This window comes from Bacillus sp. SIMBA_031, assembly GCF_046535225.1.
Classification (GTDB): domain Bacteria; phylum Bacillota; class Bacilli; order Bacillales; family Bacillaceae; genus Bacillus; species Bacillus velezensis.
In genome coordinates this window covers 424699-441317 of the sequence record NZ_JAWRXC010000003.1, presented here as the reverse complement: position 1 = coordinate 441317, position 16619 = coordinate 424699, and the positions used below count along the sequence as shown (strand labels likewise).

Below are 16619 nucleotides of genomic sequence, written 5' to 3'. Positions count from 1 at the left end.
TATCACCACTATTCAGTCTTATTCTTTTGCTCATAATATGATAAAACGGATTCGGCTATATATTTGACTTGCTCCTTTTGAAGAGGGGGTTTAAACGGCAGAGAAAGAACTCTCTTCCAAAGCGGGTCTTCCCCGCCTTCCCCCGCGTATGTTTCATAAATCGGAATACGGCCGAGGGGAAGATAGTTCCAGCATGTTTGGATGCCTCTTTCAGCTAAATAAACGGAACACCCGTACCGCTCTTCATCCCTGGGGAATACAATCGTTAAATAATTCAGATGTTCTCCTTCTTGGGGCTGGATCATTCTTATGCCGTTTGTTTCTCCCGCCTTTGCAAAGATTTCTCCCGCCGTCTCTAAATTTCGAAGTGAAGCTGTTACAAGCTGATCCATACGTGAAAGCTGATCATCAATAATGGCTTCCCTTGCCGGATGCATGCGAAACACGGGTACAACAGCCGGTTTATCCGGCAGAGCTTCGAGCTTTGTGGCTTTCATGGAAGGCATGGCGCCCGCTTTTCTAAACATATATGAAATAGGATGATGCCGTTTCCGTTTCATTACAGCTTGGATTCTTTGATTTCTGATATAAATTCGATAGTCAGCTGCCACTTGGCTGCGCTGTTCCATCGGGAAATTTGCTTTTTGCCGAAGCCATTCTTTCGGCGCGATTAACGCGCCGCCTCCGATACTCGCAAGCGGCTTTGAGGGGCCGAAGCTTAAAATGCCGAAATCGCCCAAACCGCCGGCAAATGTATCCGCTTGTTTTGTAAACATGGCTTGAGCGGCATCATCAATGACAGCAATTCCGTTTTCCTTCGCCCAGTCAATGATAGCGGTATTTTCTCTCCGGCCGTATACATGCGTGAGGATAACCGCACACGTCTGCGTTGTCACTTTTTTTTTGACATCCTCAAACGATAAGGATAGATGCTCATCCAGCTGCGCAAACACAGGCGTCGCACCGGATTGCAGCACGGCATCAATGACATTCGGGCAGCTGAAGGATGAGAAAATCACTTCTTTCCCCGGCCCGGCTCCCGAATAAGTTAATGCGAGCACCAGTGCCGCACTGCCGCTGGAGGTCAGCACAATTCCTTTCCCGTAACGTTTTTCCAGTTTTTCAGTCAGTCCGCTTTGTCCGGCAGTAAGCAAGTGTTTCACCGCGCGCAGACGGCCCCTGACGGAAAGCTGTCCAGGATAAACGGGATATTTGACCACTTCCGGGTTTTTAGGAAAGTGGAAGTTTGTGCTTTTGTCTTTCATCTTTTATGATCTCCAGGCCTTCATTCAGACTTACTTTCGGAGCGTAACCGAGCAAACGTTTCGCCTTCTCGATTGACGGCGCCCGTTTAAAAATCTCGATGTCTTTTCCCCTCACGCCGTCTTCGCCCAGCTTTTTAAACAGATAGTTATCCTTCTCTCTGCCTGAAAGCACATTGACTTTTTCAGCCAGTTCTTTTATCGTGATCGGCTGGTCGTTCCCGATATTGAAGTCTTCAAAGACGGCTCCTTCATGAACGAGAGCGAGATAAGTTCCGGTGACGATATCACTGATGTAGCTGAAGCAGCGTATTTGTCCGCCGTCCCCGTAAAGAGGCAGCTCAGAGCCATTCTCGGCCAGGCTGAAAAACTTGTTGATGACAAAATCTTCGCGCTGTTTCGGCCCGTATACATTAAAGTACCGGACGACCCGAATATGAAGTTTGTCGGAAGCCTGTTCTCTCAAATATTCCTCTGATTGCAGTTTGGCTTTTCCGTAAGCCGATTTCGGAAGCTTTCTGCTTGTCTCGGTATAAGGAAAATCAGGTGAATCTCCGAACACTTCTGAACTCGATGAGAAAAGAAGTGTGCTGATTCCCAATTCACCGCATACCTCAGTTACGTTTTTCGTTCCTTCAAAATTGACCCGTATGACGTCTTCTTCATTGCTTCGGCAGCTGTCCACTCCGACCATTGCCGCCAAATGGACAACCGCATCCGCTCCCCGCAGTGATTCGCGTAGGGACGTCCGGTCAAGAATATCCGTTTGGCGGTATTCAGTGTCAAAAGCCGGCTCCTTTTGGTCTGCAATGATGGTGTGATAACCTTTAGCCTGTAATAATGCCGCCAGTTCGCTTCCGATAAAACCGGCTCCTCCGATAATCGCAATATGTTTCATGATCCAACCTCCTGGCTGATAGTCAAAACTTCTTTTATAGACTTGACAATATAGCTGCAATCCTCATCTGATAACTGGCTGTAAAGAGGCAGTGATACGATCTCCCGGAAAACACGTTCAGTTACCGGAAGCTCGGCAGGAAAATGTTTTTTATAGTAAGGATGCAAATGCACGGGAATAAAGTGCACGCTCAGCCCGATTTGTTTTTCTTTCATTTTCTCAATAAACAGATCTCTGTCCATACCGCCGTTTTCTCGAATCCGCAAAATAAATAAATGCCATGAGTGCGTTATGCCGCTTGGAATGTCAGAAAGCGGAAGCGCCGCTTTGTCAGATTGGCCTGACAGTTCACGTACATAAAATTGAGCGATCTGTTCCCGTTTTTCTTGAATTTCGTTTGCGCGTTTCAATTGAACCAGACCGAGCGCGGCCTGAATATCCGTCATATTATATTTAAAGCCCGGCAGTAAAACGTCGTATCTCCAGCTGCCTTTTTCACCGTACCGGTTCCAGGCATTTTTTGTGATGCCGTGCCAGCCGTACAGCCTCGCTCTTTCTGCGGCCTGTTCGTCTTTCATGACGAGGGCTCCGCCTTCCCCCGTTGTAATATTTTTGGTGGCATAAAAGCTGAAACACACGGCATCGCCGTGAGTGCCGATCATGCTTCCGTTATATTTTGTACCGAGCGCATGAGCGGCGTCTTCAATCAGATACAATCCGTTTTCTTTACAAATGGATTGCAAGTTTTCCAGATCAGCCGGATAGCCGGCAAAATGAACCGCAATTACCGCTTTTGTGCGCGGCGTTATTTTCTTCCTGACATCTTCAGGATCGGCACATAGACTTTTCTCGCACATATCCGCAAACACAGGAACGGCTCCGGCGTGCAGGATGACATTGACGCTGGAACAGAACGTGAAGCTCGGCACGATGACTTCATCGCCTTCTCCCACCCCGAGCGCCAATAAAGCCATATGTAATGCAGCGGTGCCTGAATTACAGCTGATGACGTGTTCGGCTCCTATACATTCTCCCAGCTTTTTTTCAAAATCGATTACCTTCGGGCCTTTCGAAATCCAGCCCGATTGAATCGTTTCGGTTACGCTTGCGATTTCTTCGTTTGTCATATCAGGTCTGTGAAAAGAGATAAATCGATTACTAATGACCGTTCCCTCCTATAAAGTGACAACTCTGCAATTGTCGGCTGATTTTTCCTTGCATACATTTCTTGTGTCAAAGATAATCGGTGAGGCATCCTTCAAAATACTGTAGTCGATGACATCGTGATCTGTATGAATGATGATGACGTCGTACTGATTGATTTGTTCTTTTGTGAAAGGGACAGATTGTTTGCGGCTTCCGTCATTCAAGCGGATCTCGCTGATAAACGGATCATGATAATCAATCGCGCATCCCTTGTCCATCAATTCTTCCATTATCGTAAACACTGAGGATTCACGCGGGTCATTTGTATTTTTTTTATAAGCGGCCCCTATTATTAAGATGCTGCATTTGTCTTTGCCCGCCAGTTTCAAAGCATAGTCAGAGACAGAAATCGGCATGTTGGAATTGATTTCGTCCGCCAGATCAATTAATTTCGTCTGTAGCCCTTTTTCATTCGCAATCCATTTGAAGTAAAAAGGGTCAATCGGGATACAATGGCCTCCGACTCCGGGGCCCGGGATGAATTTTTGAAAGCCGAACGGCTTCGTGTCCGCCGCGCAGATGACTTCCCATATATCAATATCAAGTTCACGGCAATTAAGCGCCATTTCATTGATAAGAGCTATATTGACATAACGATAAGTATTCTCTAGGAGTTTAGCTGTTTCAGCTACTTCGGGTGAGGTGACCGGGTGAATGCTTGTAACAATGGTGCTGTAAAACGCTGAGGCAAGTTCTGTGCAAGTCTGTGTGGTTCCGCCGACTACTTTAGGAATATCTGAAACTTCATATTGCCTGTTGCCCGGATCGATTCTTTCCGGAGAATAAGCCGTAAAAAAGTCTGTTCCTATTTTCATGCCGCGGCTTGATGCCATTCTGTCGGCAATCTTTTTTTTCGTTGTTCCGGGATAGGTGGTGCTTTCTAAAATTAAAAGCTGATGCTGCCTTCCATAAGCGATCATGCTGTCAACTGCACTGTCGATGTAGGTTAAATCGGGGATCTTGTCTTTTTTGTTCAGGGGTGTCGGCACACATATCACAATGATGTCGCACTTTTGGATGAGCGACATGTCGGCGCTGATTTGAAAGCGTTTTGTTTGTAAAGCCGAGTTCAGTCTGTCGTCCTCTATATCTTGAATATGGCTGCTTCCGGCGGCTAACAAGGAAACCTTTTCACTGTTTTTGTCGAATCCGATAACATTGTATCCTTTATCGACACATTCCAGCGCAAGAGGAAATCCCACATATCCCATGCCTAACACGCCTACTATCGCCTGCTTCGTTTCAATTAGATGTAACAGCCGTTTTTGACCAAGGTTGCTGGCTTCTTTTGTGACAGTATTCATTTTTCGCCCCCTAATAGATAGAAAAGAGTATTGTTTTTTACAATTTTAAACAAATATCGATCGATATCGCAATTATAACAAAAGTTAAAATTTGATAAATGAGTTTTACATCCTTTTATAAATTAGGTATTATCTATTTATTTTTCTTTTATTTGTAAAATAAAATCCTGTCAAATGGTATATATATGGTAACGAGTGAGAAAATCTCCCTTAATTGAGAGAATATACAGAAAACAATATAAAAAAACAGGCCGAAGCCTGTCTTTTATTCTTTCACTGCCTCAGTTACAGCCGCGGAAACGAGTGCTCCCGCTTTCTCTAATCGTTCTTTGCTGATGTGTTTCATATTATCATTCTCGGTGTGATACCAAGGCCCCGGCTCCTGTGTATCGGGGCTGAGCCAAATCCAGTTAGCCGACGGAATCCCTGCTTCATAAAAAGAGACATGGTCTGAGTAACCGAGCTGAATCAGGTTTGGCTTGACCAAGCGGGATTTTTCAGCGGCTTTTTCAGCATACCGGACGCTCGGGTTTTCCTTGCCGTCAGGAGTCGTGACACACATTTGACTCGCTTCTTCCCAGTCAGTCGCAATCATATCGGCATTAAAATTGGCTTGGCTGTGCTTTCTTTCATTGTTCGTGAGTGTACTGACGTAATAAGATGAACCCGCAGACCATAATTCTTCTGCACCGAACAGGATAAAGCGGATCTCTTTGTCTTTCGGTATGTGTGTGAATTGCTTGCTGATTTCCAGAACGGCAGATGTGCCTGAGGCGTTATCATCCGCTCCGGGCGCGCCTTTTACGCTGTCATAATGCGCTGTGACATAAATAATATCAGCATCAGAAGAGTTGGCCTGTGCTGCTTTGCGCGTTCCTATAATATTTTGTGAGGTGCGGTTTTTATAGTTTTTAAATTGAATGACTGCCTGCTTTTCCTTCAGCAATGCTTCACCGTCTTCTTTTTTCATACCCGCCGCCGGTATCGTGATTCCTTTATCGGTATGCGGACGGACGGCGAGCGGTTTTGTTGTCTGATTATAAATAATGACTGCTTTGGCTCCCGCTTGTTCGGCATGTTTGATCTTTTGAGAAACGGGGATCTTTCCTTCGCGTATCACTGCAATCTTTCCTTTGGCTCCTGTTACGTCATCGCGTGATCCGCAGCCGCCGTCAAAAATCCCTCTCTCAATTCTCAGCTCTTTTTCAACAGCGGATTGATCAGCGGAGCGGAGCGGAAATTCATGATCTCCCGCTGTGACTGAACCTGAAAAGTACTTTTTCAATGGAAATGACTGTACTTTGACACTGGCGCCCTGAGCCCGCAGGCGATTCGATATGTATTCAGCCGCTTCCTTTTCTTTCGCAGTTCCGGTTTCCCGCGGACCAATGGTTTCACTCAGATCATGCATAGTGTCCAATGCCTCATCAGCATCAAAAACCGGGGCGGTCACGGCTGAATAACCATGGATTTCGGACAGCGGCCCGGCAGACGCGCCCCATATAACGCTTGCTGCCACCGCGGCTGACATAAATGAAAATTTCATCATAATCCCTCCTCTTATTAACACCTCTTCCCTTTCGATTGAAGAACACTGATTCCTTTAAAAAGGGGAAAAATGAATATTATTGACCAAATGAAGATGATGAAAAAGGAGGGAAAAACCCGGGAGCATAAAAAAACGCCGGGAGAATATCTCCCGGCGTCCATTTCATTACTTATTCAAGTTGTAGAAAGAGTTGATACCGTGGTATTGAGCAGTTTCAGCCAACTGATCTTCGATGCGAAGAAGCTGGTTGTATTTCGCAACACGGTCCGTACGGGACGGAGCACCTGTTTTGATTTGTCCTGCATTAGTTGCCACAGCGATGTCAGCGATTGTGCTGTCTTCAGTTTCACCTGAACGGTGAGAGATAACGGCAGTGTAGCCTGCGCGTTTCGCCATTTCGATCGCATCGAATGTTTCAGTCAATGTACCGATTTGGTTTACTTTGATCAGGATAGAGTTGCCTACGCCGTTTTTGATACCTTCAGCAAGCTTTTTCGTGTTTGTAACGAAAAGGTCGTCACCGACAAGCTGAACTTTTTTGCCAAGACGCTCTGTAAGAAGTTTGTGGCCTTCCCAGTCGTTCTCGTCAAGTCCGTCTTCGATAGAGATGATTGGGTATTTAGAAACCATTTCTTCGTACCAGTCAACCATTTCAGCAGATGTTTTCACAACGCCTTCGCCAGACAGATGGTATTTGCCGTCTTCTTTGTTGTAGAACTCAGAAGATGCAGCATCCATAGCAAGCTTCACTTCTTCGCCAGGTTTGAAGCCGGCTTTTTCGATTGCTTCAACGATTGTTTGAAGCGCTTCTTCGTTAGAACCAAGGTTCGGAGCGAATCCGCCTTCGTCACCTACAGCTGTGTTCATTCCTTTAGCAGAAAGAACTGATTTCAGGCTGTGGAAGATTTGAGCGCCCATGCGAAGCGCTTCACGGAAGTTAGGCGCGCCTACAGGCATAATCATGAATTCTTGAATGTCTACGTTGTTGTCAGCATGCTCTCCGCCGTTTACGATGTTCATCATCGGTACAGGAAGCGTTTTTGAGTTGAATCCTCCAAGGTATTGGTAAAGAGGAATCTGTAAGAAATCAGCAGCTGCGCGCGCACAAGCCATAGATACGCCAAGGATTGCGTTCGCACCGAGTTTGCCTTTGTTTTCAGTTCCGTCAAGCTCGATTAAAAGCTGATCGATTGCGTTTTGTTCAGTTACGTCAAAGCCGAGAAGCTCTGGAGAAATGATTTCGTTTACGTTGTTAACAGCAGTTAACACGCCTTTTCCAAGGTAACGGTCTTTGTCGCCGTCACGAAGCTCAACCGCTTCGTATTCACCTGTAGAAGCTCCGCTTGGCACTAATGCGCGGCCGAAAGCTCCTGTTTCTGTATATACTTCAACTTCAACTGTTGGGTTGCCGCGGGAGTCAAGGACTTCGCGTGCATAAACATCAACAATGTATGGCATGAGTTTGTCTCTCCTTTTGATTTACGCTTATTTTTGAATTAAAGATGTTCCGGTCATTTCTTTCGGTTTTTCAACACCGAGAAGGTCTAATAACGTTGGTGCGAGGTCGCCTAGGATTCCGCCTTCGCGCAGCGTCACGCCTTCTTTCGTCACAATGACAGGGACTGGGTTTGTCGTATGGGCAGTGTGCGGTTCGCCTGTTTCTGTAATCAGAATGTCTGCATTACCGTGATCAGCGGTAATGATGGCATGTCCGCCTTTAGCGATGATGGCGTCAACCACTTCGCCTAAGCATTCGTCCACTGCTTCAATTGCTTTAATCGTCGGTTCGACCATTCCGGAGTGGCCGACCATGTCAGGGTTTGCAAAGTTCAGGATGATCGCGTCGTGCTTGTCAGCCGCGATTTCTTTTACAAGAGCATCTTTCACTTCATACGCGCTCATTTCAGGCTTCAGGTCATATGTCGCGACCTTCGGCGAGTTAATGAGGATGCGCTCTTCGCCCGGGAATTCTTCTTCGCGGCCGCCGCTCATAAAGAACGTAACGTGCGGATACTTTTCAGTTTCTGCAATGCGAAGCTGTTTTAACCCGTGCTGTGCTAATACTTCACCGACCGTATTGTCAAGGTTTACCGGTTTAAAAGCCACATATCCGTCAACAGATTCACTGAAGTGAGTCAGGCAGACGAAATACAGGTTTTTCGGATGATTTTCACCGCGGTCGAAATCGCGGAAATCTTTGTTGGTAAACGTGTTTGAAATCTGGATGGCGCGGTCCGGTCTGAAATTATAGAAAATCACAGAATCGCCGTCATGAATTTTCGCAACGGGTTCACCGTTTTCTTTTGTAATGACGGACGGAATGACGAATTCATCATGAATGCCGTTCGCATAAGAATCGTCGACTACATCCATCGCGCTGCGGTAAGACGGGCCTTCGCCGTAAGCCATTGCGCGGTACGCTTTCTCCACACGGTCCCAGCGTTTGTCGCGGTCCATGGAGTAGTAGCGTCCGGAAATGCTGGCGATTTCGCCGACACCGATTTCTTCGATCTGCTCATTCAGCTGCTGAATGTAAGTTTTCGCTGTTTGCGGACCTACATCGCGGCCGTCGAGGAAACCGTGAATATACACCTTCGTCAGTCCTTCACTTTTCGCAAGCTTCAGCAGCGCGAATAAATGATTGATATGACTGTGTACGCCTCCGTCAGAAAGAAGGCCGAACAGGTGCAGCGCTTTGTCGTTGTCTTTCGCGTTTTTGATGGCGTCAAGGAACGTTTGATTGCGTTCGAATTCGCCTTCGCGGATGGCAACGTTCACGCGTGTTAAGCTTTGGTACACAATACGTCCTGCGCCGATATTCAAATGACCGACTTCAGAGTTCCCCATCTGTCCTTCAGGCAGTCCGACTGCTTCGCCTGATGCCGTCAGCGTCTGATGAGGGTATTGGTTCCAATAACGGTCGAAATTCGGTTTTTTCGCTTGTGCGACTGCGTTTCCGACTGTTTCATTGCGTAATCCGAACCCATCAAGAATGATGAGTGCAGCTGGTTTTTTACTCATATTGACCTTCCTCCAATAATTGAACGAATGACTGCGGTTCAAGGCTTGCGCCGCCGACCAAAGCACCGTCAATATCGGACTCTGCCATATATTCTTTAATATTTGCAGGTTTTACGCTGCCGCCGTATTGAATGCGGAGCTTGTCAGCAGTTTCCTGGCTGAAGCTTTCAGCAACGACTTTACGGATATGCGCGCAGACGTCGTTAGCATCTTTCGCTGTAGAAGATTTGCCTGTTCCGATTGCCCAGATTGGCTCGTACGCAATAACGGAAGCGGCAACTTGCTCTTCAGAAAGACCCGCAAGACCTTTTTTCACTTGATCGGCAACAAGATCATTTGTTTTTCCGGCTTCGCGCTCTTCAAGCGTTTCACCTACGCAAATGATCGGCACAATGCCGTGTTTGAAAGCGGCATGCGCTTTTTTGTTAACTGTTTCATCAGTTTCAGCGAACATTTCACGGCGCTCAGAGTGGCCGATGACGCAGTAATCCACGCCAAGGTCTTTCAGAGCGACCGGGCTGATTTCACCTGTGAACGCACCGTTTTCTTCAAAATGCATGTTTTGGGCGCCGACTTTCAGGTCAGTTCCTTTAACAGCAGAAGTCAGCTTTTCTAAGAAAAGAGCTGGTGCGCAAACAACGGCTTCCGCTTTGTCTGCTGCTGGAATGGAAGATTTCACTTCTTCAACGAAGCTGACAGCTTCGCCGAGTGTTTTGTTCATTTTCCAGTTACCGGCTATAATTGGTTTTCTCATCTGTTCCACTTCCTTATAGCAGTTTTTATTTATCGTTCAGCGCAGCTACACCTGGAAGCTCTTTGCCTTCCATGAATTCAAGGGATGCGCCGCCGCCTGTTGAGATATGGCTCATTTTGTCAGCAAGGCCGAATTTTTCAACGGCTGCCGCAGAGTCTCCTCCGCCGATGACAGAGTATGTATCGTTTGCCTCTGCCAATGCTTCAGCCACTGCTTTTGTGCCTTGAGCGAACAAGTCGATTTCGAATACGCCCATCGGTCCGTTCCATACGACAAGTTTGCTGTTTTTGATAACTTCAGCATACGTTTCGCGGGTTTTCGTTCCGATGTCGATCGCTTCTAAATCACTTGGGATCTCAGAGATCGGCACGATTTGAACGTTTGCATCGTTAGAGAAATCATCAGCAACGAGAACGTCTTCCGGCATATAGAATTTAACGCCTTTTTCTTTCGCGCGGTCCATGAATGATTTTGCAAGTTCGATTTTATCTTCTTCAAGAAGAGATTTACCGACTTCATAGCCAAGCGCTTTTACGAATGTGTAAGCAAGACCTCCGCCGATGATCAAGTTGTCCACTTTATCAAGCAGACTTTCGATTACGCCGATTTTGTCTTTTACTTTCGCACCGCCGATGATTGCCGTAAACGGGCGCTCAGGATTTGTCACGGCTTTGCCGAGAACGTCAAGCTCTTTTTCCATCAGGAATCCTGCAACCGCCGGCAGATGCTCGGCAATTCCGGCTGTAGATGCGTGAGCACGGTGGGCAGCACCGAATGCGTCATTGACATATACATCCGCAAGCTCAGCAAATGCTTTAGCAAGCTCAGGATCGTTTTTCTCTTCACCAGGGTAGAAACGTACGTTTTCCAATACAAGAACGTCTCCGTCCTTCATATCAGAAATTTGTGCTTTTACAGCATCGCCGTAAGCTTCATCCGCTTTTTTCACTTCTTTGCCTAGCAGTTCGCCTAAGCGTGCAGCGACAGGAGTTAAACGAAGCTCCTCAACTGCTTCGCCTTTCGGGCGGCCTAAGTGGCTCGCAAGAAGGACTTTCGCGCCTTGGTCTGCAAGGTGTTTGATTGTTGGAAGCGCAGCGCGGATACGAGTATCGTCTGTTACTTCCCCGTCTTTCATTGGAACGTTAAAGTCAACGCGGCAGAATACGACTTTGCCTTTTACGTCGATGTCTTTTACTGTTTTTTTATTCATGCCTTAGGAGATCCTCCTTCAAAATGGTTTGCATAGCACGAAAAACGTGAAACGTGAAACCGCCTCATGATGCTTCCGCCGCGGGGCAGATTGCAGCTTCCGGGCACGGGGCAGATCGTCTTCTGAGCCAGGGCAGGCGGCTCAGAAAACGAAAGTGCCGCGGAAACTTCAAAACGCGGACGTTCTGCAGCAATCCGGCGCTTTCTGAAAGCCGGTTCTCATGGAAAAAGGGAAAGGGAGTCCGTCCCCTTCCCTTGTCCGCTTTCATTATAGCGTTTCTGTCCGAAAGAACCAAGTCCGGCCCTTTCCGGGAGCTATGAATTAAAGACCTTGTTTTGCGATGTAAGCTGCAAGGTCAACAACGCGGTTAGAGTAGCCGCTTTCGTTATCGTACCAAGAGATTACTTTTACCATGCTGCCTTCCATAACCATTGTAGAAAGAGCATCGATTGTAGAAGAGTTAGCATTGCCGTTGTAGTCTCCGGATACTAATGGCTCTTCGCTGTAGCCAAGGATTCCTTTAAGATCGCCTTCAGCCGCTTCTTTAAGAGCTGCGTTTACGTCTTCAGCCGTTACGTCTTTGTTAAGTTCAGCAACTAGGTCAACAAGAGAAACGTTTGGAGTCGGCACACGCATAGCTCCGCCGTTCAGTTTGCCTTTCAGTTCAGGAAGAACAAGGGAAACTGCTTTAGCAGCACCAGTTGATGTAGGAATGATGTTTTCAGCTGCTGCACGCGCACGACGGTAGTCTTTGTGCGGAAGATCAAGAATTTGCTGATCGTTTGTGTAAGAGTGAACAGTTGTCATCATACCGCGTTTGATGCCGAATTTGTCGTTAAGTACTTTTGCAAACGGCGCAAGGCAGTTTGTTGTGCAAGATGCGTTAGAGATAACATGGTGGTTAGCCGCATCGTATTTGTCTTCGTTAACACCCATAACGATTGTGATATCTTCTTCGTTAGCAGGTGCAGAGATGATAACTTTTTTCGCGCCTGCTTCTAAGTGTTTCGCAGCGTCTGCGCGTTTTGTGAAGAAACCAGTAGATTCAACTACGATTTCAACGCCTTGTTTGCCCCAGCTGAGTTTCGCAGGATCGCGCTCAGCAGAAACTTCGATTGTTTTGCCGTTAACAACAAGGTTGCTGCCGTCAACTTTAACTTCTGCATCTAATTTTCCGTGTACGGAATCATATTGTAAAAGATGAGCAAGCATGTTAGCGTCTGTTAAATCGTTAACCGCTACTACCTCAACTTCAGGATTGTTTAATGCTGCGCGGAATACGTTACGTCCAATACGACCAAAACCGTTAATACCGACTTTTACTGCCATGATTATTTCCTCCTTTAAATAAGTGAGAGATATTTATATTGAGGGACTGTTATCCCTTAATAACTTCTTTGCGGCTCCTTCGTCCGTGACGAGAACCGTGTTTCGCTGCTTTTTAAAATAAGCTTCAATTGCTTCTGCTTTTGATGATCCGCCCGCTACCGCGATAATGTCGGGAATGGCATCGAGGTCATCAAGCTGCATTCCGACTGAATGCACCTTGTGAACGACTTCTCCGTCCGCATTAAAGTAGTAGCCGAATGCCTCTGTCACCGCATGATTGTCATCTATTTTCTTCAAATCTTCCAAAGGCGTGTTTCTTCGCTCCGCCATTGTTCTAGCTTCGCCGATTCCGTGAACGAGCATACTCGCTGATTTAATCGTGTGAAGCACCTCTTTTACGGAAGGCTCTTCAATAATAGATGAGTAGGCGCCTTGTGATAGCTGCCCGGGAACGAACAAAAGCCGGTAAGTGCCTGAAGCCTTTTCCGCCATATGCGCGCATATGGTGTTCGCCTGGTTTTTCACATCTTCGCCTAAACCGCCTCTTGCGGGCACAAACAGGAGCTCGCGGTTTTTTGAATCCGGCGTCATCATATCGGCGACGGCTTCAATTGTCGTACCGCCGGTTACAGCGACGATATTTTTGCCTGAAAATCTCTTTTTCATACATGCAACGGCCGCTCTCCCTAATTCTTTTTTGACCCAAGGAGATTGGTCGCTGTCTCCGGAAACGATAATGGCGTCTTTCAGATTAAGCCGCTCTTTTAATGTCTTTTCCAAAAGCGTCAATCCTAAAACATCCTTCATCGTATCTTCCAGAATCGAAAGCAGTGAATAGCCCTCTTCCGTCATTGTCATGCCGTTTGTTTTAATATCGATGAGATTCTGTTCTTTCAAAAACTGAACCTCGCTTCTGAGAACGCGCTCGGTCAATCCGAGGCTGGCTGCAAGACTTCTGCGGCCGATCGGTTCGGTAAGCCTGATATACTGCAAGATTTCAAATCTTTTCTGCATCACAAGCAAAAGATCAGGCAATAATTTTTTTTGAGCTTGTATTAACTGGTTCATGACTCAAACGTTCCTTCCTATTCATACTGGACAGAAAATGTCCCGCTATGACAAAAAACGTCCCATCATAGCCAAAAAAAATTATGTCTGCTTTCTTTAATTATTTTAACAGGATGACATTGTTAATTCAACTGTTAAAGGTCAATTCCTCGACATTCTTCGCAGGATTTACCAGTATCTCCTTGATACAGTCATTATATACAGAAACGGAATGAAGGTGACAGACAAAAGCCCGCCGGAGCAGACTTTTGTCGTAAAACGCTTTCATTTTATCCAGAGTTTTTCTATTTCTTCTAATGATTTATTTTTCGTCTCAGGGCAGATCGTCACGACAAACAAGAAACAGAGAATATTAATGACGGCAAATATCCAGAAGGTGTACGCGAGCCCTAACCCGCTGATCATCATCGGCACGAACTGGCCGATCGCCCAGTTGGCCCCCCATAAGAATATCGTCGCAATACCGGCGGCGCGTGCTCGGAGGTGGTTCGGAAAGATCTCCGAAATCATGATCCACGTAATCGGCCCGACTGATACGCAGAAAGCGGCGACGAATCCCAATATGATGACGACTAAAGCCGGACCGCTCGCCAGCTGAAAATAAAAGGATGCCCCGATTAAGATCATGAACAGCGCCATAAAGGCAGATCCGACCCCCATCAGCTTTTTCCGGCCTACCTTATCGACTAAAAGAACCGCGATAATGGTGAAAATCACTTCAACGACACCGACGATGCATGTCGTGATAAACCCCGCATTCTGTCCGAAGCCCATCATTTTGAAAATTTCCGGCCCGTAATACGTAATTGCGTTCATGCCGATGACCTGATTGAATAAAGCCAGCAGAATCCCGATCACAAGCGCTTTTCTCAGCCCCGGTTTAAACAGCTGAGACAATGACCCCATTTTTTCTAATTGTAAAGACGTTTCGATTTGTTTGATTTCTTCTTTCGCGGTCTGCTCGCCGTTAATGCGCGTCAGCACGGCGAGGGCTTCATTCCGGCGCCCCGCTTTCGCAAGCCAGCGCGGACTTTCCGGCACGATAAGCAGCACGATAAAAAAGATGACGGACGGAATCATGCCGTAAGCGAGCATCCAGCGCCAGCCGGTGTGCACTCCCCATTCATACGAGCCGGACTGCTGGACGGCAAGGTTAATAAAATAAGTGCCGGATATCCCTAATATCGTAAACAGCTGATACAGTGAAGACAGACTGCCGCGTATGGCCGGCGGAGCGGCTTCGGTAATATACGTGACAGAAAGCGAGGAGCCCATGCCGATTCCCAGACCGCCGATGACTCTGGCGATCACTAAGGAAGACACACTTTGAGAAAGCGCAGAGACAACCGCTGACACCGCAAACAACAGCGCCGCTGCCATCAAAATCTTTCTCCGTCCGAAACGGTCACTCAAAAATCCGGAAATCCCGACGCCGAAAACACCGCCGATCATAATGCTTGAAATCACGAGCCCTTCCATAAAAGGACTTAAGCGGTACAAATCTTTCAAGAAACCGATGGCGCCGGAAATCACCGCCGTGTCATAACCGTACAAAAGCCCTCCCAGTCCGGCCGCGCATGAGATGAGAATGACAAACCACTTGGAATGCTGCCGAGTGACAGGTACATTTGAGCCAATTGGTGCCGGGTGATTCTTCATGAATTTTACCCTCCCGCGAATAATAGAATAAAAACGCTTACAAAACAGAGTGCGGCGCTTGATGTTGCTTTGTTTTCTTCAGAACCGCCACATTTGTACGTACTTATAAAGAATTTTATCTAAAAATGAGGAAAATTAGTACGTACAAATAAAGAATAAGCAGTTTTTCATAATCTGTCAATTATTTTTACAGCTTGATGAAAGGGCTTACTATGTTATACTGGAATTTGTCCGTATACATTTTGGAGGAATTGATATGCTACCGAAATATGCTCAAGTAAAAGAAGAAATTTGTTCATGGCTGAATCAAGGAAAAATACAGCCGGACGAAAAGCTGCCTACGGAAAATGAGCTGATGCAGCAGTTCGGCGTCAGCCGCCATACCATCAGAAAGGCGATCGGAGATTTGGTCTCGCAGGGGCTGCTGTACAGCGTTCAGGGCGGGGGCACCTTTGTCGCTTCACGCACGGCGAAATCAGCCATGCATTCAAACAAAACGATCGGCGTCATTACAACGTACATATCAGACTATATTTTTCCGAGCATCATCAGGGGAATTGAATCTTATTTAAGCGAACAGGGCTATTCCATGCTGCTGACGAGCACCAACAACAATACAGAAAGTGAGCGGCGCGGCCTTGAAAACCTGCTGTCCAAAAATATAGACGGGCTGATTGTCGAGCCTACAAAAAGCGCGCTGCAGACGCCCAACATCGGCTACTATCTCAATCTGGAGAAAAACGGCATTCCGTTTGCCATGATTAACGCCTCTTATGCGGAGCTGGCCGCACCAAGCTTTTCCGTCAATGATGTCAAAGGCGGCATGATGGCTTGCGAATACGTCATGTCCCTCGGACACACGCACATTATGGGAATCTTTAAAGCGGATGACACGCAGGGCGTCAAACGGATGAACGGCTATCTTCAGGCGCATCGGGAGCGCGGGATTTTCCCGTCTCCGGACATGATCGTGACTTACACGACTGAAGAAAAAGAAACCGTGCTTCTCCAAAAAATTAAGCATACCCTTGAGCAAAACAGCGGGTCATATCCGACGGCCATTCTTTGCTACAATGACGAAATTGCGCTGAAGACGATTAATCTTCTCAGGGAATTGGGGTTAAAGGTGCCAGATGACGTATCGGTCATGGGCTATGACGATTCACATTTCGCCCAGATTTCCGAGGTGAAGCTCACCTCTGTCAAGCATCCGAAATCCATTATGGGGAAAGCGGCGGCAAAATATGTCATCGACTGCTTAGAACATAAAAAGCCGAAGAAGGATGACGTCGTGTATGAACCGGAACTCGTCATCCGGAATTCAGTCAAGCGGATCGGCGAATAAAAAAAGCAATGTGC

The 16619-nt window shown here is 46.8% G+C and carries 13 protein-coding genes; 1 reads left to right on the top strand and 12 read right to left on the bottom strand.

The annotated features are described in order from the left end of the window. Positions 1–8 precede the first annotated feature (8 nt). From SB724_RS12125 to araE, 12 genes are all read right to left on the bottom strand, one after another. Entirely contained in the window at positions 9–1265 is a 1257-nt protein-coding gene (locus SB724_RS12125) for an aminotransferase class V-fold PLP-dependent enzyme (RefSeq protein ID WP_410571288.1), read from the bottom strand. Further along, positions 1231–2160 carry an NAD-dependent epimerase/dehydratase family protein gene (locus tag SB724_RS12120; RefSeq protein WP_265972958.1) on the bottom strand — a complete coding sequence of 310 codons (930 nt, stop codon included), beginning with the start codon at positions 2158–2160 and terminating at the stop codon, positions 1231–1233. Before SB724_RS12120 ends, SB724_RS12125 begins: the two co-directional genes overlap by 35 nt. After that, positions 2157–3287, bottom strand: a complete 1131-nt coding sequence (locus tag SB724_RS12115) for a DegT/DnrJ/EryC1/StrS family aminotransferase (protein ID WP_410571285.1) — start codon at positions 3285–3287, stop codon at positions 2157–2159. The genes SB724_RS12120 and SB724_RS12115 overlap by 4 nt, the downstream gene beginning before the upstream one ends. Before the next feature lie 48 nt (positions 3288–3335). Further along, positions 3336–4670, bottom strand: a complete 1335-nt coding sequence (locus tag SB724_RS12110) for a nucleotide sugar dehydrogenase (protein WP_043020631.1) — start codon at positions 4668–4670, stop codon at positions 3336–3338. Positions 4671–4935: 265 nt separating this feature from the next. Then, positions 4936–6216, bottom strand: coding sequence for a M28 family peptidase (locus SB724_RS12105; protein WP_410571283.1), 1281 nt, complete (start codon positions 6214–6216; stop codon positions 4936–4938). A gap of 168 nt (positions 6217–6384) precedes the next feature. After that, positions 6385–7677, bottom strand: a complete 1293-nt coding sequence (gene eno, locus SB724_RS12100; protein WP_007409956.1) for a phosphopyruvate hydratase — start codon at positions 7675–7677, stop codon at positions 6385–6387. Between the two features lie 27 nt (positions 7678–7704). Further along, positions 7705–9240: a 2,3-bisphosphoglycerate-independent phosphoglycerate mutase gene (gene gpmI, locus SB724_RS12095; protein WP_003151620.1), complete on the bottom strand. Its 1536-nt coding sequence runs from the start codon at positions 9238–9240 to the stop codon at positions 7705–7707. After that, on the bottom strand, positions 9233–9994 hold the full coding sequence (gene tpiA, locus SB724_RS12090; protein WP_003151618.1) for a triose-phosphate isomerase: 762 nt from the start codon (positions 9992–9994) through the stop codon (positions 9233–9235). The genes gpmI and tpiA overlap by 8 nt, the downstream gene beginning before the upstream one ends. A 25-nt stretch (positions 9995–10019) precedes the next feature. After that, positions 10020–11204: a phosphoglycerate kinase gene (locus SB724_RS12085; RefSeq protein ID WP_082998443.1), complete on the bottom strand. Its 1185-nt coding sequence runs from the start codon at positions 11202–11204 to the stop codon at positions 10020–10022. A 321-nt stretch (positions 11205–11525) separates the two neighbouring features. Continuing rightward, positions 11526–12533 carry a type I glyceraldehyde-3-phosphate dehydrogenase gene (gene gap / locus SB724_RS12080; protein ID WP_003151611.1) on the bottom strand — a complete coding sequence of 336 codons (1008 nt, stop codon included), beginning with the start codon at positions 12531–12533 and terminating at the stop codon, positions 11526–11528. A 33-nt stretch (positions 12534–12566) separates the two neighbouring features. Further along, positions 12567–13601, bottom strand: a complete 1035-nt coding sequence (gene cggR / locus SB724_RS12075) for a gapA transcriptional regulator CggR (RefSeq protein ID WP_003151607.1) — start codon at positions 13599–13601, stop codon at positions 12567–12569. 264 nt (positions 13602–13865) lie between these two features. Then, positions 13866–15260, bottom strand: coding sequence for an arabinose-proton symporter AraE (araE, locus tag SB724_RS12070; protein ID WP_003151605.1), 1395 nt, complete (start codon positions 15258–15260; stop codon positions 13866–13868). A 256-nt stretch (positions 15261–15516) separates the two neighbouring features. Here araE and araR point away from each other — a divergent pair, with 256 nt between their 5' ends. Further along, on the top strand, positions 15517–16605 hold the full coding sequence (gene araR, locus SB724_RS12065) for an arabinose utilization transcriptional regulator AraR (RefSeq protein ID WP_038459907.1): 1089 nt from the start codon (positions 15517–15519) through the stop codon (positions 16603–16605). Positions 16606–16619: the final 14 nt, after the last annotated feature.

Coding starts and splice junctions, on each gene's coding strand:
- SB724_RS12125 (WP_410571288.1), bottom strand. CDS start 1,265: ATGAAAGACAAAAGCACAAACTTCCACTTTCCTAAAAACCCGGAAGTG.
- SB724_RS12115 (WP_410571285.1), bottom strand. CDS start 3,287: ATGACAAACGAAGAAATCGCAAGCGTAACCGAAACGATTCAATCGGGC.
- SB724_RS12110 (WP_043020631.1), bottom strand. CDS start 4,670: ATGAATACTGTCACAAAAGAAGCCAGCAACCTTGGTCAAAAACGGCTG.
- SB724_RS12105 (WP_410571283.1), bottom strand. CDS start 6,216: ATGAAATTTTCATTTATGTCAGCCGCGGTGGCAGCAAGCGTTATATGG.
- tpiA (WP_003151618.1), bottom strand. CDS start 9,994: ATGAGAAAACCAATTATAGCCGGTAACTGGAAAATGAACAAAACACTC.
- araE (WP_003151605.1), bottom strand. CDS start 15,260: ATGAAGAATCACCCGGCACCAATTGGCTCAAATGTACCTGTCACTCGG.
- cggR (WP_003151607.1), bottom strand. CDS start 13,601: ATGAACCAGTTAATACAAGCTCAAAAAAAATTATTGCCTGATCTTTTG.
- araR (WP_038459907.1), top strand. CDS start 15,517: ATGCTACCGAAATATGCTCAAGTAAAAGAAGAAATTTGTTCATGGCTG.
- gpmI (WP_003151620.1), bottom strand. CDS start 9,240: ATGAGTAAAAAACCAGCTGCACTCATCATTCTTGATGGGTTCGGATTA.
- SB724_RS12120 (WP_265972958.1), bottom strand. CDS start 2,160: ATGAAACATATTGCGATTATCGGAGGAGCCGGTTTTATCGGAAGCGAA.
- eno (WP_007409956.1), bottom strand. CDS start 7,677: ATGCCATACATTGTTGATGTTTATGCACGCGAAGTCCTTGACTCCCGC.
- SB724_RS12085 (WP_082998443.1), bottom strand. CDS start 11,204: ATGAATAAAAAAACAGTAAAAGACATCGACGTAAAAGGCAAAGTCGTA.
- gap (WP_003151611.1), bottom strand. CDS start 12,533: ATGGCAGTAAAAGTCGGTATTAACGGTTTTGGTCGTATTGGACGTAAC.